Source organism: Streptomyces sp. NPDC048441, from assembly GCF_043200235.1.
GTDB lineage: Bacteria > Actinomycetota > Actinomycetes > Streptomycetales > Streptomycetaceae > Streptomyces.
The window spans coordinates 446,105-470,711 of the sequence record NZ_JBICXM010000007.1 but is presented as its reverse complement, the minus strand read 5'-3'; the positions used below and the strand labels follow the sequence as shown (position 1 = coordinate 470,711).

General features: G+C 69.7%; 12 protein-coding genes. 9 read left to right on the top strand and 3 right to left on the bottom strand.

What is annotated here, in order from left to right:
• Both ACGFSB_RS20790 and ACGFSB_RS20785 read right to left on the bottom strand, forming a co-directional pair.
• Nucleotides 1–722, bottom strand: a 722-nt coding sequence (locus ACGFSB_RS20790; RefSeq protein WP_393401137.1) for a maltotransferase domain-containing protein, incomplete at its 3' end; no start/stop codon positions are given.
• Nucleotides 723–776: 54 nt separating this feature from the next.
• Nucleotides 777–1,016: a DUF5133 domain-containing protein gene (locus tag ACGFSB_RS20785; RefSeq protein ID WP_393401209.1), complete on the bottom strand. Its 240-nt coding sequence runs from the start codon at nucleotides 1,014–1,016 to the stop codon at nucleotides 777–779.
• Between the two features lie 310 nt (nucleotides 1,017–1,326).
• Here ACGFSB_RS20785 and ACGFSB_RS20780 point away from each other — a divergent pair, with 310 nt between their 5' ends.
• Nucleotides 1,327–1,893: a pep a2 gene (locus ACGFSB_RS20780; RefSeq protein WP_393401135.1), complete on the top strand. Its 567-nt coding sequence runs from the start codon at nucleotides 1,327–1,329 to the stop codon at nucleotides 1,891–1,893.
• A gap of 12 nt (nucleotides 1,894–1,905) precedes the next feature.
• Nucleotides 1,906–4,041, top strand: coding sequence for a glycogen debranching protein GlgX (glgX, locus tag ACGFSB_RS20775; protein ID WP_393401133.1), 2,136 nt, complete (start codon nucleotides 1,906–1,908; stop codon nucleotides 4,039–4,041).
• Nucleotides 4,042–4,063: 22 nt separating this feature from the next.
• Here the strand turns inward: glgX and ACGFSB_RS20770 are convergent, their stop codons facing one another.
• Nucleotides 4,064–4,864, bottom strand: coding sequence for a VOC family protein (locus tag ACGFSB_RS20770; RefSeq protein ID WP_393401130.1), 801 nt, complete (start codon nucleotides 4,862–4,864; stop codon nucleotides 4,064–4,066).
• Between the two features lie 801 nt (nucleotides 4,865–5,665).
• Between ACGFSB_RS20770 and ACGFSB_RS20765 the strand changes: the two genes are divergently transcribed.
• From ACGFSB_RS20765 to ACGFSB_RS20735, 7 genes are all read left to right on the top strand, one after another.
• Complete coding sequence (locus tag ACGFSB_RS20765) at nucleotides 5,666–7,636, top strand: RICIN domain-containing protein (protein WP_393401127.1); 1,971 nt, start codon at nucleotides 5,666–5,668, stop codon at nucleotides 7,634–7,636.
• Nucleotides 7,637–7,677: 41 nt separating this feature from the next.
• Nucleotides 7,678–8,730, top strand: a complete 1,053-nt coding sequence (locus ACGFSB_RS20760; RefSeq protein WP_393401125.1) for a hypothetical protein — start codon at nucleotides 7,678–7,680, stop codon at nucleotides 8,728–8,730.
• Between the two features lie 51 nt (nucleotides 8,731–8,781).
• A complete protein-coding gene (locus tag ACGFSB_RS20755; protein WP_393401122.1) occupies nucleotides 8,782–9,786 on the top strand; it encodes a UDP-glucuronic acid decarboxylase family protein in 1,005 nt (334 codons plus the stop codon).
• 131 nt (nucleotides 9,787–9,917) lie between these two features.
• Nucleotides 9,918–10,817, top strand: coding sequence for a TauD/TfdA family dioxygenase (locus ACGFSB_RS20750; RefSeq protein ID WP_393401120.1), 900 nt, complete (start codon nucleotides 9,918–9,920; stop codon nucleotides 10,815–10,817).
• Between the two features lie 77 nt (nucleotides 10,818–10,894).
• Nucleotides 10,895–16,216: an amino acid adenylation domain-containing protein gene (locus ACGFSB_RS20745; RefSeq protein WP_393401117.1), complete on the top strand. Its 5,322-nt coding sequence runs from the start codon at nucleotides 10,895–10,897 to the stop codon at nucleotides 16,214–16,216.
• Nucleotides 16,217–16,381: 165 nt separating this feature from the next.
• Complete coding sequence (locus ACGFSB_RS20740; protein ID WP_393401114.1) at nucleotides 16,382–20,998, top strand: AMP-binding protein; 4,617 nt, start codon at nucleotides 16,382–16,384, stop codon at nucleotides 20,996–20,998.
• Nucleotides 20,999–21,055: 57 nt separating this feature from the next.
• On the top strand, nucleotides 21,056–24,607 hold the full coding sequence (locus tag ACGFSB_RS20735) for an amino acid adenylation domain-containing protein (RefSeq protein ID WP_393401111.1): 3,552 nt from the start codon (nucleotides 21,056–21,058) through the stop codon (nucleotides 24,605–24,607).

Below are 24,607 nucleotides of genomic sequence, written 5' to 3'. Positions count from 1 at the left end.
AGCCGCTCGGCGGCGGTGCGGAACGTCCCGGATCTGGGGGGCTCGCCCTCGCGCACTACAGCGCCCTCCGAGCGCGGGAAGAACTCGTACCACGAACCGAACAACGCCCGCTCCCGCTCCACCAGCAGGGGGAGCGAATGCGAGCAAGAGATCCGCTCGCGCAAGGGGAATCGTGCGAGCGCCGCGTCCACCTGCGGAGTCAGCGCGCCCTTCAGCCGGTCGGCCGGGGGCCGCAGCTCGTCCCGCAAGGCGTTCATGGCGGAAAGGAGTACCTGCTGTTCCGCTCCCTCGGGGGCTCCCTGCGCCGCACGCTCGTACAGCAGTGACCCCTCTTCGAGCATCAGCCCGGCATCGATACCGGCCGGAATCTTGATCTCGGCGGAGTGCCGCCAGTCTTTCAAGGGGTCCGCCCAGGACTCCACGCTGTACGTCCAGCGTCCCTCGATGTCCGGGGTGACATCCGCGCCCCAGCGGTCGCTTCCCGGGGACAGCTCACGCATCGGAGTCCAGGGGCCGCGGCGACCGCCGGGGCCGAGCAGTACGACGTTGGCGCCGACCGCTCCCTGGCCCTCGCCGAAGACGGTGGCCGTCACCTGGAAGGTCTCGCCGGGGACCGCCTTGACCGGCCGCCGGCCGCAGTCGACGACCGGGTGGACGTCCAGAACGGGCACGGGGACAGACGCAGTGGCAGGGACCGACGCGGTCTCCGGAGCTGACGTCATCGGTCTCCCTCGCCAAGTGTGCGTGTGGGCGGCTGTCTCGCGAGCCACGTGTCGTTACCGGACCTGGGCGTCCCCGGCCGGTAGCGGCCGGGGCGTGGCCCGTGGGCGCAGGTAGTGCTCGGCCGCGTCGGCGGCCGCCCTCGCTTTGCACTCGCCCATCAGGACGCACAGCGTGTACGCGGTGTCCTCGAAGCGCATCCGCACGGTGTGGTCGGCGGGGTGGGCGAGCAGCAGCCGTTCCCACGCCCGGTAGTGGCGCAAATGCCGTGCGACCTCGGCCTTGGTAGGCAGCAGTGTCACGCTGGTCACCTTCTCGTCCTCCGATGGTGCGCGCAGGGCGTATTTCGCTGATGCGAATCTGTCTCGCGCACAGACACCGACGTGACACGCCGGGTCAAGCTTCTTGACTCATGGTGCACGCTTGTGCACGCAGCGTCCTGTTGGGAGTTCAACCATCGGGCTCGGGTGTCTCGTGTTGCGCGAATGGAGTAGTGCTCTCACTCTGGGACTGACTCAGAAGCGATCGGTGCTCACGCTTCGTGTTCGGGGCTCGGCCGGCAAGGCCGAGGAGGAGCGGGAGCTTCGCCGAGAGGAGCGAAGAGCAATGAAATCCGCGATCCCCTGCTACTACCACCTCGACGTGGAGGTCAGCTCGGAGAAGATCGAACAGGTCAGGCGCATTCTGGCCGCGCATCTCCGGCACTGGGGCCTGGGGGCTCTCGTCGAACCCGTCTGCCACTGCAGCGGGGTGCTGCTCCACGCGATCGAGGAGCACGGGGCGGACAAGAAGACCGTCGTGGAGATGTGGTGGAACGGACAGCACCTCATCACCGCCGTATCGGACAACAATCGCGACCTTCCCCAGCGGCACTACGGGCCCCAGGGATGTCTGACGCAGATCGCCGCGTTGAGCGATGGCTGGGGCAGCTGCCCGGCGATGAACGGCAAGATCATCTGGTTCTCGCGCCGTGCCCGCGCGCCCGAACCGGCCCGGCTGTCCCACGCGACGCCCGCGCCCAGCCTGCGAGAGGCGCTGGAGATCCCGCGGGAGGCGCCGCTGGAGGTTCCCGTCGGCGCCCTCGCGGGTCCGATCGACGCGGGCCCGCTGGTCACGGCCGCGGCCCCGAGCGCCCATGCCTCGCAGTTGAGCGAGAGCACCCGTCCTCTGTAGGGAGGCAGTCGCGTGCGCACCTGGACCGGCGTCCCATTCCCCCTGGGAGCCACACCTGACGGTGAAGGAACCAACTTCGCCCTGTTCAGTGAGATAGCCGAAAGTGTCGACCTCGTGCTCGTCGATGACGACGACACGCACCGAACCGTCGCGCTCTCCGAAGTCGACGGCTTCGTCTGGCACTGCTACCTGCCCGGGATCGGTCCGGGCCAGCGTTACGGCTACCGGGTGCACGGCCCCTGGGATCCGGCGGCGGGCCACCGGTGCAATCCCGCGAAGCTGCTCCTCGACCCCTATGCCAGGGCCATGGAGGGGCAGATGGACAACGACGCGGCGCTCTTCGAGCGCGCGGCGCAGGGGCCCGAACCGGCCGACAGCGCCGAGCACACCCTGCTCTCGGTGGTCGCCGACCCGTCCTTCGCCTGGGAGGACGACAGGCCGCCGCGGCGGCCGTATGCCGAGAGCGTGGTGTACGAGGCGCATGTGCGCGGCCTGACCCAAGCGCACCCCGGGGTCCCCGCCGAACTGCGGGGCACCTACGCGGGCCTCGCGACCGATGCGGTCATCGACCACCTCACGTCCCTGGGTGTGACCGCGGTCGAGCTGATGCCGGTCCACCAGTACATCCAGGACGGGTTCCTGCGCGATCGCGGCCTGTCCAACTACTGGGGCTACACCTCCATCGGCTTCTTCGCCCCGCACAACGCCTACGCGGCGAAGGGTTCCCGCGGCGAGCAGGTCACCGAGTTCAAGTCCATGGTCAAGGCGCTCCACAAGGCCGGGCTCGAAGTGATTCTGGACGTCGTCTACAACCACACCGCGGAGGGCAACGAGAACGGCCCCACGCTCGCCTTCCGCGGCATCGACAACGCCTCGTACTACCGCCTGGCGGAAGACGATCCGGCGCGCTACTTCGACACCACGGGGACCGGCAACAGCCTGCTGATGCATCACCCCAACGTCCTGCAACTGGTCATGGACTCGCTGCGGTACTGGGTCACCGACATGCACGTCGACGGGTTCCGTTTCGATCTGGCGGCCACGCTCGCGCGGCAGTTCCACGACGTCGACCGCCTTTCGGCGTTCTTCGACCTGGTCCAGCAGGACCCCGTGGTCAGCCGCGTCAAACTCATCGCCGAGCCCTGGGACGTCGGCGACGGGGGATACCAGGTCGGCAACTTCCCGCCCCTCTGGTCGGAGTGGAACGGCAAGTACCGTGATTCGGTCCGGGACTTCTGGCGCGGCGCCGACCACTCCCTCGCCGAGTTCGCCTCCCGCCTCACCGGGTCGTCCGACCTCTACCAGCACGATCGCCGCCGTCCGCGGGCCAGCGTCAACTTCGTCACCGCGCACGACGGATTCACCCTGCGCGACCTGGTCTCGTACAACGACAAGCACAACGAGGCCAACGGGGAGAACAACCAGGACGGTGAGAACGCGAACCGCTCATGGAACTGCGGTGTCGAAGGGCCCACCGCCGACGAGGGGATTCTCGAGCTTCGCGCGCGACAGCAGCGCAACCTCCTGGCCACCCTGATGTTCTCGCAGGGCATTCCGATGCTCGCCCATGGCGATGAGCTCGGCCGCACACAGCACGGCAACAACAACGCCTACTGCCAGGACAGCGCTGTTTCCTGGATCGACTGGAACCTCACCGACGAACAGCGAGAGCTGGTCGACTTCACTCGCTGCGCCATTGAACTCCGGTCGGCACACCCTGTGTTGCGAAGACGCCGCTTCTTCCGTGGCGACACCGCGACACATGAGAGTCAACCGCTGCCCGACCTGGTGTGGTTGCGGCCCGACGCACGCGAGATGACGGACGACGACTGGCAGCGGCCCGACGCACACGCCGTCGGCGTCTTCCTCAACGGCGACGCCATCGCGGAGCCCGACACCCGCGGAGGGGCCGTGGTGGACGACTCTTTCCTGCTCCTGTTGAACAGCTACCGGGAGCCGGTCGCCTTCGTTCTGCCGAACGCCGCGTACGGCGAACGCTGGACGACCCGCATCGACACCTCGAGCCCGTGGGGTGCCGCGGACGAGGTGGAACACAAGGCGGACAGCGAAGTCTCCGTACAGCCGCACAGTCTGCTCATGCTCTCCCGGCCCAGCAAGGCCGGGTGCTGGTCACTGCGCAGGCAGTGAAGCCACTACGAAGGCCATGAGTTCACTGCGAAGGTCGTGAGTTCACCACGAAGCGCGCCCCGTCCGGATCGCTGAGGACCGCCTCCGGCACGTCCCCCGCGTACTGCAGGACGCTACCGCCGTGGGCTCGCGCGGCTTCGGCGCACGCTTCCACGTCGGCGACCGTGAAGTGGATCTGCCAGCGTGGCCGGATCGCGGGATCGGGCGCGGATTCCACCGCCCCCGAATGGATGCGGGCCACGATGTCGCCCTGGCTGCGCAGAACGACCTCTTCGTCCTCGTAGTGGACTTCGCAGCCGCCCGCGGTCGTGGACGCCCAGCCGAGGACCTCCGCGTAGAAGATGGCCGCGTCGAAGGCGTTCCGGGTGTGGAGCTCCACGAAGACCGGAGCCGCGCGGCGCCACTCCTCCCAGTCGGCGACCAGTTCGCCCTCCCAGATGCCGAAGACCGCTCCGTCGCGGTCGGCCAGCAGAGCAGCCCGCCCCGGAGGGAACGAGATGGGGCCTACGGCGGTCGTGCCCCCGCGCTCCTGGCTGCGGGCCACGGTCTGGTTCGCGTCGGACGCGGCGAAGAAGGGCGTCCATGCGACGGCCGTAAGACCCATGGTCTCCACGGCGGACACTCCCGCCACCGGCACTCCGTCCACACTGGCGAAGCGGTACTGGTCGCCCAGCTTGCCGGTGCGCCAGTCCCACCCCAGCACGGCGTGGTAGAACCTCTCCGCGGCCGTCAGATCACGGGTGGTGAGGCTGACCCAGCAGGGTGCGCCGAACACCGAGCGACTGGCCATGACCTCGCTCTTCGCCGCGCTGTGACTGTTCATCTTCGTACCGTTCTGAGCTCGTGTCCAAGGTCCTGTCCGAGGTCGTAGGCGCCTGCGAACCCTGTCGGTTCCATCATCGTTGCCTTCGCGCCCCACGTCGCGTCACGTGGGGCAGGAGGCTGGATTGCTCTCAGCTTCCTTGCGGGTGGTTCGTCCGGGTGGGTCGGTGGTGGGAGCGGGCCTTTCGCCATACGGGCTCCGAGCGCCACGACGGCGCACCGGACGCGGACACCACCGCGCGATGGCGTGAGCGGGCCCTCTCCTTGTTCACGGGTCCGGATTGAATCCATCTGATGCGGGGCCCCGGAGGAGTGCGAGCAGACAGCGACCGAACGGATGAGCCGGGCACCCGGCGGGCGAACCCGCCAAGCGCTCGGCTTCGGCCTGTTGGTGGACACTCCGCTTTCGAAAGCGGGTGCGAGTACCGCCGGTAACGTCGGCATTCCTCGCCGTTCCTGAGTGGAAGCCACTCGAACTTCTTGTTTCCTGTGAGTCGGCTGTGCGAGGGTAAGCCTCCTCGCGCTGAGGCAATGATCAAGCCCGCTCCTCTTGTTCGAGATTTCGCGCCGGTCGGCCCAAAAGGTCTTTGTCCGGTCCGTTTTCGGACACTCGCGGGGTTTGCTGATCCATTTCTCCGCCACGGCGAGCCCAGGTATGCACCAATCAGACGCCTGCCTTTCGGCAGGTGCGTCTTCCCTTGTGCCGTATTTCGGCTTGGAAGGAAGAGTTTCTGTGCAATCCCCTCACCCCCCGCGCCCGACCTACCCCCCTCGTCCCGGTGTGAGCTCAGAAGAATCCGACATGAGCCTCGCCGCCCGGCTGCGAGGCCGACCGGAGGGTGAGCCGGACAGGACCGTCGCCCTCCTGCTCGCGCGGCACTGGCGGCAGGCGTACGACTACTCGGCCATCTGCCTTGCCGCTTCGGCGAGTTCGATGAGTACGGCCTCGACGGTCACCACGGCATCCTTCCATCAGGTGCTCGGGCGCATGGTGCACGGCGGGCTGACCGGAGCCCTGCGCCCGCACCTCCTGGTGACCGTGAGGGAGACGGTCAGGGCATGGTCCGCCGACGACCGTATATCCGCCCTCATGCCTGAACTCCGCAAACCGTCCGGTGGTCGCGGCATACGGGCGGCAGGGCCCATGACCTCCGAAAAGCGGCAACTCGCCGCGCGTTCCTTCTCGGCTCTTCCGGCAGTGGCCCAGTGCTTGTTGTGGCACACGGCGGTCGAGGCCGAACACATATCCATACCCGCTGGTTTGTCGGGCTTGAGTGCCGACATCGCAGTCGATGCGCTCGAGCAGGCGCGTGAACAATTCCGGGCAGGCGTCGTTCGCGCTCACCGGGAACTCGCGCCGGCGAAGGAATGCCGCTTCTACAGCCGACTGCTCGACGTCACGATTCGCCGCGGTGGCGCTTTGCTGTCCGATGTCCGGCAGCATGTGTCCGAGTGCCGCCACTGCCGAGACGCGGCGGATCAACTCAGCTATTTCGAGGGCGAGTTGGGTGCTTTGGGTGCGCTCATCGCCGAAGCGGTACTCGGCTGGGGCGCCCGTCGCTACGTGGAGTCGCGGCCGGGCCGGGGGGCCTTGGTGAAGCGGGGCGGAGGCACCGCCGGACAGGTTGGCAGGCGCTCGGGCGGCGGCGGACGCCATCGTCCTCCGGCGCACATCCCCCTGCCGGGCGGTGCGCTCGGGACGGCGCGAACGCACTCCAGGGTGTTGCGCACCGGGGCGGCCATGGGGTTCGCCGCGGTGTTCGCGGCCGTGCTCGTCATCGCCGTCTCGTCGGGGGACGGCGACAGCGGCGGGTCTGTGCCCCCGACCGGTATGGCAGGGAGCCATGAGACCCGCCCGAGCGGCGATTCGGATGCGCCGTCCGCCGGTTCTTCCGATCCCACCTACGCGGGCTACCCCGGCGGATCCGAGCAGGGCAGGCTCCGCAATACGGCGACGGGCCTGTGCCTCGACATCCGGGGAGGCAAGGCGAAGCGCGATGCCGGGGCGAGGCCCGGTGCCGAGGTGGAGCTGGCGAAGTGCTCGGCCGAGGCGAGTCAGCAGTGGTCGTACGAGGAGAACGGACTGCTGAGCAGCGTGGCTCACCCCGAACTCTGCCTCGACTCCCACGCGGACGACGGAGTGATCATCCTCGGCACATGTGTGGCACCTTCGGCCGCGCGCGCCGATGAGGTGCGCTATGACCTGACCGTCCTTGGGGAGTTGCTGCCCCGGTGGCACGAAGGTCTCGCGGTCGCGCCCTCCTCCTCGCGCAAGGGTGCGGATGCCGTGGTCAAGGTGCGGGACGGGTCGGCGGAGCAGCGATGGATGCTCGGCTCCTCGACGACCGCTCCGAGGCCCCGGTCGGTCGACGGAAAGGGAGCCCCCTCCGTGAAGGGCGACGGTGACGCGGCGCGCGGGGACGGCGAGCCGTCCTCGCCCGGAGGGCGGCGGCCGGGGGCAAAGGCTGACGGGTCGAAAGGCGACGGAGCGAGGGGCGACGGAGCGAGGGGTGACGGAGCTAAGGGTGACGGTCGGCGGTCCTCGCCGGACTCGACCCGGCGCGGCGATGAGGTCCAGAAGCGGTATGCCGAGGTCGGTTGCTGCGACGTATCCGAACCGGTCGCGCCGCGGCGTCCGGGAGGTCGCCTCCGGTCTCCCGCGGCGCGAGCCGGAGTTCCGGACGAGGTGCCCTCGCCGACGCCCTCGCCCTCGCGTGAGGACCTGACGGAGCGCGTGATTCCTGCCGCCGCAGCGCCGGGCCTCGGCCGGTAGTCAGGCCAACTGCCCGGCTGATACACCCGGTTGTACAAGGCTTGTCGGTACCCACCACGCACCCGCCATGTCTGTTCGGGCAGCCGATTCTGCCCTGGAGGCCCTCGCGGTGGTTCGATGCCGCAAATAGCATCGAACCGTTCGCATACGAACCCTTGAAGAGAACGAGGGGATTCATGTCAGAGGGCTTTCAGACGCCGGTGCTTTTCGTCGCCTATCACCGCACGGACTTGGCTCCTGTCCTCATGGACCGGATCAGAGAGGTTCGGCCGACCAAGCTTTTCATCGCCATGGACGGACCGAAGTCCGATGTTCCGGGTGATGATGTCGCGGTCGCCGAAGTGCGTCGGATCATCGAGGAGAAGATCGACTGGCCTTGTGAAGTCCAGCGCAGATACGGGGATCAGAACCAAGGCTGCAAAGTGAACGTGGCAGGCGCGATCGACTGGTTCTTCGAACATGTCGAAGCCGGCATCATCATTGAGGACGACACTCTCGCGGACGTGTCCTTCTTCCCCTTCGCCGAGGAGCTGTTGAAGCGGTACGCGGACGACAGCGAGGTGATGCATATCGGGGGCACCCACTACCTCGAGCCACATCTCCGGCCGGAGTCCTACTACTTCTCCAAGTACAACACCATCTGGGGTTGGGCCACTTGGCGGCGGGCTTGGCAGCATTACGACATGTGGATCTCCGACTGGCCCGAGATAGTGAAGAGCGGAGTGCTCGCTGAGCACTTCCCCGACCCGACGGAACGTGAACTGTGGGAAGGGCGTTGGGGCCGCATCTATGAGGGCAAGGGACAAGACGACTGGGACTACCAGTGGTTCCTGATCTGCCTCCTCCGCGGCAAGGCGATCATCCCGACGGCGAATCTGGTAACGAACCTCGGATTCCGGGCGGACGCGACGCATACTGCTGATCCCGGCCATGAGTTCGCGGCCTTGGCCTGCGACGAGCTGACGTGGCCACTGACCCATCCCGCGACCAAGGACCGGGACGGGGATCTCGACGAACGGATCTTCGAGCAGCTGGTGGCGCGTGCGCCGTTCGTCCAGGAAATGCGCCGACTGCACCAGGCCGCCGGACGTTGATGTCCGGGCATCGACCACGAGCCCGCCACGTCGCTCACATCGGGGGGAACCATGTCGTACAAGAGCACCTTCCAGCGCGCGGTCGTCACCGGGGGAGCGGGGTTCCTCGGATCGCACCTGAGTGATGCCCTGCTTGCCTCGGGGTGCGAGGTGGTCTGCGTGGACAACTTGTGCACCGGATCGCGGGAGAACATCGGTCACCTGCTCGGCGACCCGCGGTTCAGCTTCGTCCGGTCGGACGCCATCGACGGGATCCACGTGGACGGCCCCGTCGATCTCGTACTGCACCTGGCTTCACCGGCCTCGCCCGTCGCCTACACCCGGCTGGCGATCGAGACACTCCGGGTCGGCAGTGAGGGGACGTCCAACGCCCTTGAGCTGGCGGGCGAGAAGGGTGCCCGCTTCATCCTCGCATCGACTTCCGAGGTCTATGGCGATCCGCTCCAGCATCCGCAGGTCGAGAGCTATTGGGGCAACGTCAACCCCGTCGGCGAGCGCTCGATGTACGACGAGGCCAAGCGATTCGCCGAGGCGCTGACCGTCGCCCACGCTTCGCGCCGCGGCGTGGATGCCGGAATCGTGCGGATCTTCAACACTTATGGTCCGCGCCTGCGGTCGGGGGACGGGCGCGTCGTTCCGAACTTCATCCGCCAGGCGCTCGCGGACGACCCCATGACCGTCCACGGGGACGGCACCCAGACCCGGTCGCTGTGCTACGTCGACGACACCGTGGACGGAATCCTCCGCCTCGCGGCAAGCCCGCACCTCGGCCCCGTCAATATCGGAAACCCCGAAGAACTCACCGTCACGGAACTGGCCCACCGGATACGCGAGTTGGTGGTGTCCGCATCGCCGCTGCGTCACTTGGGCCTCCCGGCGGACGATCCGAAATTCCGATGCCCCGATATCTCCCTGGCTGACGAACTGCTCGGCTGGAAACCGTCCGTGTCGTTGGAAGACGGTCTTCTCCGGACGATCGCCTGGTTCTCGAAGAATCAGGATCCGGCGGTCACGCGCCTTCCCCGGGGCCCGAAAGAGGAGAGCGTCCCATCATGAGCGAGAGCCGGAGCGAACGCCGGGCGCGCCAGCTCAAGGAGTTCAACGAGTTCGGCCAGACTTCTCTGGCCCCCGTCCCCGAGGTGCCTCGCAACCCGGTTTCCGTATCCTGCGAAGGCCCGGGTCCTGCCGTGGTCGAGCCCGCGGTCGACGATGTCGATCTGGCCGGTTGGTGTGCGACGGAAACCGATTCCGTCAGATCCCTTCTCCATACGCACGGGGCAATCCTGTTCCGGGGGTTCCGTCCGCCCGGAAGCGAACTCTTCCAGAGGTTCTTTGCCACCGTCTGCCCGGAATCCATGGATTACCAGGACCGCTCCTCTCCCCGGTCCGTCGTCGGTGACCGTCTCTATACATCGACCGATCATCCGGCGGACCAGACCATCGCGATGCACAGCGAACTGTCGTACTCCGCGAGTTGGCCCACCTTGCTGGCCTTCTACAGCGACAAGGCGGCTGACACCGGCGGCGAAACACCGATCGCCGACACCCGGGCCGTCTTGCGGAACCTGTCCGATCCGACACGCGAGCGTTTCATACGCCTCGGAGTCCGTTACCGGCGCGAGTTGCGCACCGGTGTCGGTCTTTCCTGGCAGGAAGTGCTCGGAACACAGTCGCGGGACGAGGCCGAGCAGACCTGCCGGGAACTCGGAATGCGGTACGAATGGATCGAGGACGGCCTTCGTATCGAATGGAGTCGGCCTGCCGTGCGCCGGCATCACAGCACTGGAGAGCAGGTGTGGTTCAACCACGCCTCCTTCTTTCACGCGGAATCGGTGGAAGCGGGCCTCGCCGATGCCCTCGAGGCGGCCGAGATGTCGCCGTTCACCACCGCCTTCGGCGACGGCTCGCCCATCACGAGCGAAGTCGTGACGGAGATCCGGAGCGCTTATGAGCAGGCGCTCGTGGTCCGGCCGTGGGCCACCGGCGACATCCTCCTGCTCGACAACATGCTGATGGCGCACGGCCGCCTGCCCTACGAGGGCGCACGCAGGCTGCTCGTGATGATGGGCGGACCGGCCGCGCCGTAGCCCCCGTACGTTCGCCACTTTCACCCAGCCGCGTTGATCGCAGGCATCACACCCCCACCGCGAAGAGGGAGACAGAGGTGCGTCCAAACGGGCTGTCCGCCCAGCAACGCCGGAGCTGGCTCCGCGATCCGGAGACGCTCCGGATGAGCGAGTGCGTCATATCCCTTCCGTACGCGATCGGCGTCGACGAGGTGCGCCGGGCCCTCACTGCGCCTGCTGTGCGTGAGGGGGCCGCCCGGCGTTTCGCCCGCCAGCCTGACCGGACGGTTCCGGTCCGGCTGACCGAGGAACCGCAGGTCCCCACGGTGACTGCGGAGGGCGACGGGCGCGGACGGGTGGCCGTCGAAGGCGCGGGCAGCCCTGTGAGGACCCGGGTCCCGGTCGGGGAGTGGGGCATCACCGTCCGGATATCCGGCGGCGGGCATCGGCTCGTCGTATCCGCACCCACCCTGACCTTCGACGCCACATCGCTGCTGCTGTGGGTGCGCGACCTCACGGCAGCGCTGGCCGACCCCGACGGCGACGACGTCACCGGATCCGCGGACGCCCCCGGCTACCAGCACTACACGCGTTGGCAGGACGCGGTGCTCTCGGACATGGACCCGGAGGAGCTCGCTTACTGGCAGGCGAAGCGGGACGATCTGACGCGGTGCGCGTCGCCCCTGAACACGACCGCACGCCCGGAGCCCGGCGGCGCCTGGGAGACGCTCCCGGTCGAGACGGCGGGACCGGATCTGGACGATCTCCTGCGCACCGCCGAGAAGCTGGCCGCTGAGCCGGAAGACCTGCTGCTCGCCTGCTGGGGCTTTCTCGTGGCGCAGAACGCGGGCGTCACCGGCATCTGCCTGGGTGTCACCTTCCCCGGCCGGGACACCGAGAGCTTCCACACACTGCGCGGCCCGCTGGCCAGGACACTGCCGATGGGGTTCACCAGCACCCCGAGCCTGCCCGATGCGATCCGTGCCGTAGGGGAGTCGCGCGCCGACCTTGCCGAGTGGCAGGAGTGCTTCGACTGGGGCCTCAAGACCGACGACCCGGTCGCCTTCCCCGTGGGCTTCCGCGCCCTCACGGTGCCCACCGGGCCGTCGTCCGATCTCCCCGGCGGCGCTCACGTGGAAGGCCTCGTGGACGCCGACAACGCAGCCACGCTCTTCTGCTCCGTGCTGCGCTTCGGCACCGAGCTCCGACTCCAGCTGGACTTCGACCCGGGCGTCCACGACCCGGCGGCCGTACAGTCCCTTGCCCGTCAGTTCCAGGTCCTGTTGCGTCATGCCGCTCAGGAGCCGGAAGCCCCGCTGCCTGAACGCCTGCTGCACGAGGACGACTTCCGCCGAGCCGGGTCCGTCTTTGCCGGGCCGACCCGGGCCCGCCGTCCGGACAGCGGTGCCGCCGAGCTGTTCCGCGGGCATGTTCTGCGCGCGCCGGCTCATCCCGCGCTCGTTGACGGGGCGCGGACCGTGACGTACGCCCAACTCGATGCCTGGGCGGGCAGGATCGCCGGACGCCTCGCCGGCCACGACGCGGATTACGTGGGGCTTCTCCTCGGCCCGGGTGCCCCGCTCATCGCCGCGATGCTCGGCTGCCTCTACTCCGGGAAGACCATGGTCCTGATGGACCCCGGCCATCCGGACAGGGTGCTGCACCACATCCGCGACGACAGCGGCATGGGCGTGCTGATCACTGAACCTCCGTACGCCGAGCGGGTCGGTGACTGGGGCGTGGCGGCATTCTCCGCCGATGAGGAACGCTTCAGGGACGGACAGGAACGCACCGGTGAGGGGGCTGCCGCCGTTCCGGTGCCCGCCGGGCGGACCGGCCCCGCCTACGTCATCTACACCTCCGGCACCACCGGCAGGCCCAAAGGAGTCGTCGTCCCTCAGCGGGCACTGGTCAACTACGCCCTGTGGCTGGGCGAGGACCTGGGGTTCGACGACCGCGACCGCCCGGCACTCCTCACCTCCGCCGCGTTCGATCTGGGTCATACGGCACTCTGGGGCGCGCTGTTGCACGGCGGCACTCTCGTCCTGCCCTCGCAGGACACGCTCGGCGACCCGCATCGCCTCCTGGACGAACTGGTCCGGGAGCACGTCACCGCGCTCAAGCTGACCCCGTCCCTCCTCCGGCTGCTCCTGGACACGGACACCGGACAGCTCGCACGGCTCGCGCCGCGTCTGCTGGTAGTCGGTGGGGAGGCCGTACGCCCGTCCGACCTGGAACGGCTTCACAAGGTCAGCCCGGCGACAGTGATCGTCAACCACTACGGCCCGACCGAGACGACGGTGGGCTGCGTCGCGGAGCGCGTCCAGCCGTCCGGACTCGGGGACTTTCTGCGGCGGCCCGTGCTCGGCACGCCGATCGCCAACACCACCGTGCACATCCTCGACGAGAAGCTGCGCCCTGTCGCCCCCGGTGTCATCGGCGAGATCTGCGTCGCCGGTGACGGACTCAGCGACGGGTATCTGGGTGACGACGACCTGACCGCCGCGCGCTTCGTCGATACGCCCCGGACCGGCCGCGTACACCGCACAGGCGATCTGGGCCTGCGGTTCCCCGATGGACGTATCGCCTTCTCCGGACGCGCCGACAGCCGGCACAAGGTGCGCGGTCACCGCGTCGAACTCGACGGAGTGGCGCAGATACTGCGTGAGCACCCCGGTGTCGACGACGCGACCGTGGTCGTCGACACCGACCCGGCCGGACAGAACCGACTCCTCGCCTACTGTGCGCCGTCCACGGACCGGACAGGACCGGTCGCCCGCTTGTGTGCCCTCCTCGACAGCGCGCCCGAAGTCGCGGGCGGATGGACGGAGTTGCCCGACGGGCGCCCGGTTCTCTCGCTCAACCCGGCCGAGACGTCCTTCGCCCACCAGGAACTCTTCGTCGAACGCGCCTACTTGCGCGAAGGAATCCGCGTCACCCCAGGCAGCGTCGTCATCGATGTCGGCGCCAACGTGGGCATGTTCAGCCTCCAGGTGGCGACCGAGGCGCCGGGGTCACGCATCATCGCGATCGAACCCGCACCCGCGGCCTTCGCCCGGCTGCGCGCCAACAGTGCCTTGTACGGCGACGCCTGGACGCCGGTGGCCGCCGCGCTCTCGGCCGCCGCGGGCCGCGCCACCCTGACGTCGTACGCCGATCACAGTATGCTCGCCACGCTGCATCCGGCGGAGGACGAGGACCGGAACCTGCTCAAGTCACTCGCGGAGCAGCGTCTGGGGCGGGGCCTCGACCCGGCCGAGAGCGGCCACTTGGACGAGCTGCTCGACGAACAGCTCGCGCCGACCGCCGTCGAATGCGAACTGACCACCCTCTCCCAGGTGATCCGTGACCACGGCCTCGCGCGGGTCGACCTCCTGAAGATCGACGCGCAGCGGGCGGAGTGGGACATCCTGCTCGGCATCGACGACGGGCACTGGCCGCTCATCCGGCAGATCGTCCTGGAGGCCCAGGGCGACGCATCGCATCTCGGACGGATACGCGAAGCTCTCGTCGACCGCGGGTTCCGGGTGAAGACCGAAGGACAGGACCACACCGGCGCTGTCGGACATGCCCTGATGTACGCGACGCGCCCTGGTGCGAAGCCGCAGGACGAAGGGCCGGCGACGTACGCACCGAAGAGCTGGAGCTCCCCGCGCCGCTTCGTCGCGGACCTGCGCGACCACCTCGCCACGGAACTACCCGATCATGCGATCCCCGCACGCATCGTCCTCGTTCCCGGCATCCCCCTGACCCGCAACCGCAAGGCCGACCACGCGGCCCTGCGCGCCACGGCGCACGCGCTGGACATCGAACGGCGCCCCACTGAGCCCACCACCGCCCTGGGGCAACGACTGGCCGCGCTGTGGCGGAGCGTGCTCGGTGTCGACGAGATCGGGATGGAGAGTCACTTCATCGAAAGGGGCGGGGACAGCCTGCGTTCCGCCCGGCTCGCCACCCGTATCCGGGACGAGCTCGGTACGCACGTGACCATGACGGAGATCCTGCGGACCCCCCGCTTCGAGGACTTGCTGAACCTCCTGACGAGCAAGTCCACCGCGGCAGACCTGATCGCATCCTCGCCCTGGGGCGACACTCATCCGCTGTCCCACCTCCAGGAACGCATCTGGCTGCTGAGCCGCCTGGAGGGCGGGAACGAGGCGTTCAACCTCAGCCGGGCCTTCCGCCTGACCGGCGAGATACGACCGGAACTCCTCGAGCAGGCACTCGCCGCCGTCGTCGAACGGCACGAAGCGTTGCGCACTGTCCTGCGGCAGTCGGAACTAGGCCAGCAGGTACGCGCCTCAGATCAGTGTCACCCACCGCTGACCGTCGAGACCGCCGACAGCCCGTGGAGCCCGGCGGCAGCCGCCGAGCGGGCGATGGCGGAGGCGCGGTGCCCCTTCGACCTCGCGAGGGACGTCCTGCTCCGCGGTGCGGTGACGACGTTCGCGGACGGTGAGCATCTGCTGACCCTGACCACCCATCACATCGTCGCCGACGGCTGGTCCGTCGAGGTCCTGGTGGCCGACTTCTTCGAGGCGTACGGGCGTCTGCGCGCCGGGGACGCCCCCTTCCCCGGGCCGCTGCCGAGACGGCACCGCGACTACCTCCAAGCGCTGGACGACCTGGCCCGCAAGGCCAGGGAGGAAGCCGCCGACCACCTCGCCCGCTGGGCCGACCCCTCGGTGTCGGTCAAGCCGTTGCCCACCGACGCTCCACGGCCGCCCGTACCGTCCTTCCAGGCCCGCAACCTCCATCTGGAATGCGCGCCCGACGTGTACGAAGGACTGCGGGACCTGGCAAGGACCCAAGGCGTGACGCCGTTCGTCGTGTGCGTCGCGGCGATCCACGCGGTACTCGCGCAGTGGACGGGAGAACGCCGGCAGGTTCTCGCAGCCAGCCATGCCGGTCGCGATCTGCCCGGCATAGGCGACCAGGTGGGCCTCTTCGCGAACACGGTGCTGCTGCGCGGCGACGTGGTCCCGGGCGCCCCCTTCGCACAGCTGGTGCGGACCACCGGCGCCGAGGTGGACGAGGTGCTGCGCCATCAGTATCTCGCCCTGTCCGACGTGGTCGCCCGCATCGGGGCACAGCGTCACGGCGGTCTTTCGAGCGCTCCTTCCGTGGGCATCACCTGGCACAGCATCGACAGGGCCGCCGAGGTGGCGGGCGTCGCCGAGCGGTGCGGTTTCAGCTGCGAACCCATCGAGATGGACGAACACGCGTCCCGCGCGGACCTGTGGTTCTTCGTCCTTCCCGGAGACACGCTGCGGTGGCAGATCATCTACGACGCCGCGCTGTTCCACGAGGAGACGGTGGCCGCGGTCGCCGAGGACCTGTCGGAACTGCTGCGGCAGGCGGCCCGCGACCCCGGTCTGCGGGTCGGGCCCGCCGGGCCGGACTTCGAGGTGCACCTGTAGCGCCCGCCCCACCCATTCGCCTCCGCACATCGCGGTTCCCCATGTCACCATTCGCTCCCGCCGGAGGGCACGTTGATCCACAGCGCACTTTCCCGACCCCGACCGTCACAAGCAGACTCCGTCGACCAGCAGATACGAGAGTCCGAAGTCCGCCTGGAATCCCAGGTGCTGGATGCCCTTGACCGAGCCGCGCGGCACGATCGGTGGAGTGAACTGACACTCCTCCTTTCGGCTCTGACCTGGTACACGGCGTGCACGGGCGAAGACCGGCCGGTGCGCGTCACGGTGCCGGGACAGGACGGCGTGCCGCGGTTCTTCCGCGTGCCGGTGGACCGCACCGCCTCCCTCCGCGCCCACGTGGGCGCCGTCAAGGAGCAACTGACGGCCGCACTGCGAGGGCGTCGCGGGACGCAGGATGCGGACGGGGGCGACGCGTGTGACGTGTACGCCGATGTGTCGAGCTCCGAAGAACCGCCGGAGCAGGGCGAGTTGGGCGTCCGCTACGCAGGCGATGGCCGGATGCGCGTATGGGCGCAGGGAGGTCAGGGAGGTCAGGGGGGACAGGGAGGCCGGCGCGACCCGGAAGCCGTCGCTTCGGCGATCGGCCGGTTCCTGCTCGGCCTCGACGAACCCGATGCGCCCCTGGAGCGGATCGCCCTGCTGAGTGACGATGAGAGTGCTCAGGTCATCGGCTTCGGGACCGGGCGGCCGATGCCCGAGTGGACGCGCACGTCCCTGGTCGACCTGTTCCGTGAGAGCGCCCGCGCCTTTGGGCACCGCATCGCCGTGATCGACGGTGAGCGTCGTATCGACTACGCCGGACTCGACGCCGACAGTGACCGGACAGCGCGTGAGCTGCTCACCGCCCACGCGCTGCAACCCGGACAGGTAGTGGCCGTCGCCCTGGACAACGGGATCGACGGCATCCGGGCCATGCTCGGAGTCCTGAAGGCCCGCGGAGTGCTCCTGTGGCTCGACCCGACCTGGCCCGACGAGCGGCTCCGCGCGCTGTGCGCGGACGCCGACGCGCGTGTCGTGGTCACCGGCGACGGTCCGCCACCGGCATCGCTGTGCAGGATACCCGCCCTCGCGATCGGTACCCCGTCCGCCGGTGCCGGTCAGGGCGGGAAGTTGCCGCAGGTGCTGCCTGATGACACCGCTTATCTGCTGTACACCTCCGGCTCGACCGGCCGGCCCAAGGGCGTACTCGTCGGCCACGGAAGCCTCGCCAACATGCTGCGGGACCAGAGCGCGTACGTCGGTGTGACGCGGGACGACAGGGTGCTTCAGCCGTTCTCACCCTCCTTCGACGTCACCATGCTCGCCACGGGAGCGGCACTGGTCGCGGGAGCCGCCGTCGTACCGGGGCGTATGCGGCACTCGACCGACGACTTCGCGGCTGACGTACGCGGAAGCGGCGTCACGGTCGCCTTTCTCGTACCCACGCTGCTCCGCTCACTGACGCCCGATGACCTGCCCGACGCGGGCACCGTCATCAGCGGCGGTGAGCCCTTGCGGGAGCCGGAGGTGCGGCGATGGTGCGGAGCGGGCCGGCGGCTGATCAACTCCTACGGCGCGACGGAGACGACCTGCTGCACCAGCGCCGGTGACGCCGTGCTCGGCGGCGAGATCACCATCGGCACACCCGTCGCCAACACCTGTATCCGCGTGCTCGGCGCCGGTGACGAACTGATGCCGATCGGCGCCGTCGGCGAGATCTGCGTGGAGGGAGCGGCCGTGGCGCAGGGCTACCTGCACACCGATGCCGCGCCGCTGGCACAGTCTGTGGCCGGGCTCTCCGGTGTGCGCCGCTACCGTACGGGCGACCTCGGGCGGTGGTGTGCCGACGGGCGCCTGGAGCTGATCGGTCGGCGTGACCGACAGGTGCAGATCGGCGGCCACCGCGTCGAACCCGCGGAGATCGAGGCCGCGTTCCTCGACCTTCCCGGTGTCGACGCCGCGGGCGTCGTCGTCTCGCAGGGGCGCCTGCGCGCGTTCGTCGCGGCCGGGGAAGACTTCCGGGACTCGCGCGCGCTGGTAGCCGAGTTGTCCAAGGTCGTGCCCGCCCACGCGCTGCCGGACCGCATCGTGCTGATGGAGCGGCTGCCGGAAACCGCCGGTGGCAAGACCGATCTGGAGGCCCTCGCCCGTCTCGCGGCGGACGAGGACGACGGCGACGGCGAGTCCACGGGCCCCGGAGGGCCGTGGGAGGAGCGCCTGTTCGACCTGTGGCAGGAACTTCTCGAGCAGCCTCCCGCCGGAGTGACCGACAACTTCTTCGGCCTTGGGGGCACCAGCCTGACGGCGCTGCGGATGCTGTCCCGCCTTGAACTGGAGGCGGGTGTACCCGTCGCTGTCTCCGCCTTCTTCGAGGCGCCGACGGTACGGGCTTTGGCGGCCCGCTGCGCCGAGGTCTCCGAGCGGCCCGCCCCGGCTCCCGCGCTCGCCGCCCCGGAATCCATCCCCCGTGACGACCCCGACCGGCCGCTTCCGCTGTCGCCGGGGCAACTCGGTGTGTGGCTGGCGTGCGCTCGTGGCGAGACGGGTGCCGCGTACAACGTCCCCCGCTGCTTCGAACTGACGGGTGCCCTCGATGTCGACGGTCTCCGCGCCGCGGTGTCCGACCTCGTGCTTCGGCACGGGGCTCTACGGACGACCTTCACCTCCCAGCGGGGCACGCCGGTACAACGCGTCCACCCGGAGCCCCTGACGTCCCTGGAGATCCTCCCGGCGCCCGCGACCCCCGCTGAGCGCACGGCTGTGATCGACACCCTCTGCGCCACCCCGCTCTCGCTGGAGACAGGTCCCCTGCTGCGCGTCGTCCTCGTCGAAGGGGAGCGCTCCAGGACACTCGTCGTCATCGCTCACCACATCGTGTGCGAGGGGTGGTCGATGGCACTGCTGCTGGATGACCTCGCGGCGCTGTACGAAGCCCGCACCCGGGGAACCGCGCTTCCGCGCCCGCCCGCCCTGGCCTACGAGGCCGTCGCCGCGCGGCAGGGCACGCAGGCGCATTCCGAGAGGGCGGTGCGACAACGGGCCGAGTGGCGCGAGCGCCTGTCCGGTGCCCGCGGGGTGACGTTCCCGACCGCCCCCGGCGCCACTGCCGACCCGGCGGCCGGTGGCTGCGTCACCCGCCGCTTCACCACCGTGGAACGCGACAGGCTGCACGACTTCGCCCGCGGCCGGCAGCTGAGCCCGTTCGCGGTCGTCCTCGCCGTCGTGTCCTTCGCGTTGCGCGAGGCATCCGGGCAGGAGGACGTCGTCGTCGTCTCACCCGTGTCCCTGCGGGGCGAGCCGGACCTGGACGACCAGATCGGCATGCACCTCAACATGCTGCCGCACAGGGTCGCCACCCAGGGCGCGCACACCATGGCCGACATCGTCACCCGGGTGCGGGACACCGTTCACTGGGGCCTTGACCGGCGGACCTGCCCGTACACCGACGTGCTCGCCGACCTCGGGGTGCCGGGCGCGGCCTTCCCCGTCGAACTCGACTACCGTGCCGCCGATGTACGGGCTGATCCCGCCGAGTGGGCCCTGGGAGACGTCATCGGCCGACGGCTGCCCCGACGGACGGCGGTGGCGCGCAAGTTCGGCTGGGACCTGTTGTTCACGGAGGACGAGCAGGGCCTGTGCCTCGAAGCGCTCTACGACACCGCGGCTCATACGGAGAGCTCGGCCGATGGCATCGTCACGCGCATCGCGAAGCTGCTGACCGACACTGTCGACGGACGTGACCCGGCGCTGTCGGCGGCGCCCGCCGCCAGTGACGCGACGACCGCCCTGGCCGCCCGGCGCGCGCGGCTCAAGCGCCGGATGTCCGGAGGTTCCGGGGAGGCCGCCCCGGCTGACGTACCGGCTCGGCTTCCCGAGCCCGGCCAGTCCATCGCCGAACGCCTGGAGAGCGACCGGGAGTTGCTCGACAACCTCGCCGACCACGGCGGCTTCGTGCTCTACCGCGACACCGGCGCCGACTCACCCGAGGGGTTCCGCAAGGTCCTCGACCTGCTCGGTTCCGCGCCACTTCCTTACGAAGAGCGCTCCTCCGACCGCAAAGAAGTGGCGCCGTCCCTCTACACCTCGACGGAACACCCCGCCGACCAGCCGATCAAGCTGCACACCGAGCACTCGTACGCGCAGAGCTGGCCCCTGCGCCTGACGTTCTGCTGCGTACGCCCGGCCGACTCCGGCGGCGAGACCAGCGTGGCCGACCTGTCCGAGATCACCCAGCGGCTGCGCCCCGGGACCGTCGCCAGGTTCCGTGACGAAGGCGTCCGCTACGTACGCAACTTCGGCGGTGGCCTCGGCCTCGAGTGGCCCACGGTCTTCGGCACCCACGACCGCGATGAGGTCGAGGAATACTGCCGCAGCCATGACATCGCCTACGAATGGCGGGGCGCTGACCGGCTGCGGACGACCTTCTGGCGTCCCGCGCTGCGGACCCATCCGCACACCGGGCGGGAAGTCTGGTTCAACCACGCCTACTTCTTCAGTCCCAGCAGCCTCGACCCCGCCCTCCGGGCCGAACTGCTCGACCACTGCGACGCGGACGACCTGCCCTTCCGGACGCTGTACGGCAACGGGCAGGAGATCGAGGACCCGGTGATCGAGGAGCTCGGGCGTGCCTACAACGCGACGCTGCGCACAGTGCGCTGGCAACGGGGCGACGTCCTGATCGTGGACAACATGTCGGCCGCCCACGGCCGTATGCCCTACCGGGGACGCCGCGAAGTGCTGGTCGCCATGTCGCACGGCCACACGCCAGGACCGAACGCGTAAATCCGGCGTGCCGGTGCGAAGCACGCCCCAGCGATAGCTGAAGGAGCCAGAACCCCCATGCACGCCTCGCCCACCCAGCAGCGATTCACCCACGTCTGGGGTGCCCGTACGCCCGAGACCCGGATCGTCGTCGCCCACGACGCGGCGATCGCCCCGGCCGACATCCGCGAGCGGCTGCGGTCGGCCGTCGCCCGTCACGAAGTCCTGCAAGCCGACGGCGCACACCGTGAACTGGCCCCCGACTCCTGGCGGGAGGGCGTCGTGACCTGCGCGCTGCGGTCCGGTCCCGACGGGGAGCACCGGATCGAGCTCCGCGCCCCTGCCGACCGGCTCGACGCCACCGCCGCGGCGCGTCTCGCCGCGGCCCTGATCGGGGACGCCGCCGCGTACGAAGGGCCCGCTCAGGCGGACCTCGCGGCCTGGGCGTGGGAGACACTGGCCGCCCGCGAAGCGGACGGTGTGACCCACTGGGACGGTGCCGAGCAGGGCTGCGCCGCCGTGCCGCCGCTTCCCTGGGGCCGTGAATCGGCCCCCGCGGAGCTGAGTCCCGCCGCCACGCCCATCGCGTGGGGCGACCGCGAGCAGGAGGCCCTGCACCGATGCGCCGCCGCGCTGGGTGCCTCGCCCGCGGACATCGTGTGCGCGGCGTGGTCAGCGCTCCTCGCGCGCTGGTTCGACCTCGACTCACTGCTGCTCGGCGACACCGTCGACGGCCGTGAACTGGATGAACTCGGCGCCGTACCAGGACTGTTGGAGCGCACCCTGCCGCTGTTCCTCGCATGTGACCACGACCGTGACTTCGCGACACTGGTCCGGGAGGTTGCCGAGGAACGCGGCAAAGCGGCCGCCTTCCAGGACTACTTCGTCCTGCCGTCGGGGCCGGAGACCTCTCGTTCGCTGCCGCTGGCGTTCGTCTGGCGGGACCAGAACATGGTGGCCGCGGCCGGACCGCTGAGCCGTGTGGTGTCGCTCGACTCCCTCGTGGAACCCTTCGCTCTCCGCCTCGACGCGTGGACTTCACCGGACGGCATCGACGTGCGCCTGGCGTACGACAGCACTCTGGTCCCGCAGCCACTCGCCGAGGCACTGGGGGAGTGGCTGCCGCACTTCCTGCGCGCGGTGTGTGAACGGCCCGAGACCCGGCTCGGCGACCTTCCGCTCACCGCCGGGCCCGCGTCCTGGGGCTCGGCCGAACCGGCGGACCCGGGCCCCGGCATCCGCCGACGCCTGGCGGATGTCGTGGCCGCCGCTCCTGGACGACCCGCGCTGCGCCATCACGGCGTCGTGCGGACCTACGCCGAACTCGCGGCAGGTGCCGATGAGTTCGCCGGTCGCCTGACGGGGCTCGGCGTCGTGCGCGGAGACCGCGTTGCCCTGCGGATGCCCACGACACCGGAGGCCATCACGGCACTCCTTGGCGTACTCCACGCCGGCGCCGCGTACGTACCCATCGATCCGGAGCTGCCCGAGGACCGGGTGCGGCACATCCTGAGCGACAGCGGCGCGCGGTTCCTCGTACTCCCGGACGGCGAGGGAGCCACGCGCGTCGACCGGCTCGAAGGGCCGTTCCCCGACCGCTCCGCCTCCTACGGCCACAGCCGACAACCGCTCGCCTACGTCCTGTACACCTCCGGATCGACCGGTGGGCCCAAGGGCGTTCGGGTCCCCGAGCGCGCCGTGACGAGCCTCGTCGACGCCCTCGCAGCCCCGGTCTACGACGGCCTCGGCGACGGTCTGCGCGTGGCGCTCCTCGCGTCCCTCGCCTTCGACGCCTCGGTCCAGCAGATCTTCGGCGCGCTGCTGCGCGGGCACACGCTCGTGCTGATCGACCCCGAAGTGAAGCGGGACCCGGTGCGGCTGTGCGACGAACTCGTCGAGCACGGAGTCGACGTCGCCGACTGCACGCCCAGCCTGCTCCAACTGCTCACCACCCACGCGGCACCGTCCCTGCACCGCCTGCCGCTGCGCCGTCTGCTCGTCGGCGGCGAACCACTCCTGGCCGCCGCGGTCGCCCGCTTCCACGAGCTGGGTGCTCCCGAGTCCGTCGTCGTCGTCAACGTGTACGGACTGACCGAGAGCGGTGTCGACTCCGTCGCGCAGGTCGTGCGCGGTACGGGCGGATTCCACCCCGCGCGCGAGGACGTGCCCATCGGTACGTCCCTGACGAACAGCGAGGTCCAGGTCACGGATGGCTCGGGCCGGCCTGTCCCGCGAGGGGCCGTGGGGGAGATCCGTATCGCCGGGCCTTGTGTCGCGTTGGGATACACCGGCGACGAGGCGCTCACCGAGGAGCGCTTCCGCCCGCGTCCAGGGCGCCCGGCGGAGCGCGTCCTGCGCACGGGTGACCGCGGCTGGGTGGACGAAGCGGATGCCCTGCACCTCGCCGGACGGCGCGACGGGCAGGTCAAGATCCGGGGCCACCGGGTGGAGCTCGGCGAGATCGAACGCGTCCTCGCCGCCCACCCGGACGTCGAGTCCACGGCCGTCATCGCCTTCCGTACGCCGGGCGGTGACATCGAGCCCGCCGCGTTCGTGGCGGGTGCGGCCGTGCCGAAGCGGGCCGAGATCCGCGACCATCTCAAGCGGTCGCTGCCCGCCGTGATGGTGCCCCGCCTGATCACCTCCGTGCCCGAAATCCCCCTCTCCGCCAGCGGAAAACTGGACGCTCAGGCGCTGCTCGCCCTTCTGCACCGAGGCGGGGCCGGCGGGGAGAGGCCGGACCAGGGGCTCACCGACCTGGTCCTCGATACGCTGCGCGGGGTCCTCGACGACCCGCTGCTCGGGCCCGACGAGCACTTCTTCGACGCGGGTGGGCACAGCATCCTCGCGCTCAAGGCGGTCTCCGCACTGTCACGCGCGCTCGACCGGGACGTCCCGTTGCGGGCCCTGCACGACCACCCGACCGCCGACGCGCTCACCCGGCACCTCCGTGAGCGCCGCCCTCGCGGCGCCACCCGCGTAGTACCGCTGCGACCGGCGCGACACGACGCCCTGCCCGTCTTCTTCCTGCCGCCCGCCGCGGGCATCCCGTACATCTTCACGGATCTGGTGGGCGAGCTGCCCACCTCGTACGCCCCGTGGGGAGTCGACTACCTGACGCCCGACGGATCGGTGGAGACCACGCTCCACCAGGTGGCCGAAGCCCTCGCCGAGGAACTGCTGCTCCACACCGACCACACGGTGGTGCCCCTCGTCGGCTACTCACTGGGAGCCGCCGTCGCGTTCGACCTCGCGCGTCTCCTCGAGCGGCGCGGACGCCGTCCCGCGCTGGTCCTGATCGACCGGATGCTCAACCCGCCGGCCCCCTCGGCGGAACGCGCCCAACTCATCGAGGGGGCGCAGCACACCGATGTCGCCGACCGTCTCGATGTGCTGCTTCCTCTTGCCGTGGGACACACCACTCAGGGCGTCATCGGGAGCCCCATGGCGACCCTCGAGGCAGCCGGAAACCCCGTCCCGGCAGGCATGACGTCCTGGCGGGCGCACACCACGGGCTCGTTCCACCACACGGTGATCCCCGGCTCGCACCACACGCTGCTCGCGCCGGAACACCTACCGACCCTTCGCGAACACCTCCAGCACAGCCTCAGCCTCACGACCGGAAGGTGA

Coding starts and splice junctions, on each gene's coding strand:
- ACGFSB_RS20770 (WP_393401130.1), bottom strand. CDS start 4,864: ATGAACAGTCACAGCGCGGCGAAGAGCGAGGTCATGGCCAGTCGCTCG.
- ACGFSB_RS20765 (WP_393401127.1), top strand. CDS start 5,666: ATGAGCCTCGCCGCCCGGCTGCGAGGCCGACCGGAGGGTGAGCCGGAC.
- ACGFSB_RS20735 (WP_393401111.1), top strand. CDS start 21,056: ATGCACGCCTCGCCCACCCAGCAGCGATTCACCCACGTCTGGGGTGCC.
- ACGFSB_RS20780 (WP_393401135.1), top strand. CDS start 1,327: ATGAAATCCGCGATCCCCTGCTACTACCACCTCGACGTGGAGGTCAGC.
- ACGFSB_RS20755 (WP_393401122.1), top strand. CDS start 8,782: ATGTCGTACAAGAGCACCTTCCAGCGCGCGGTCGTCACCGGGGGAGCG.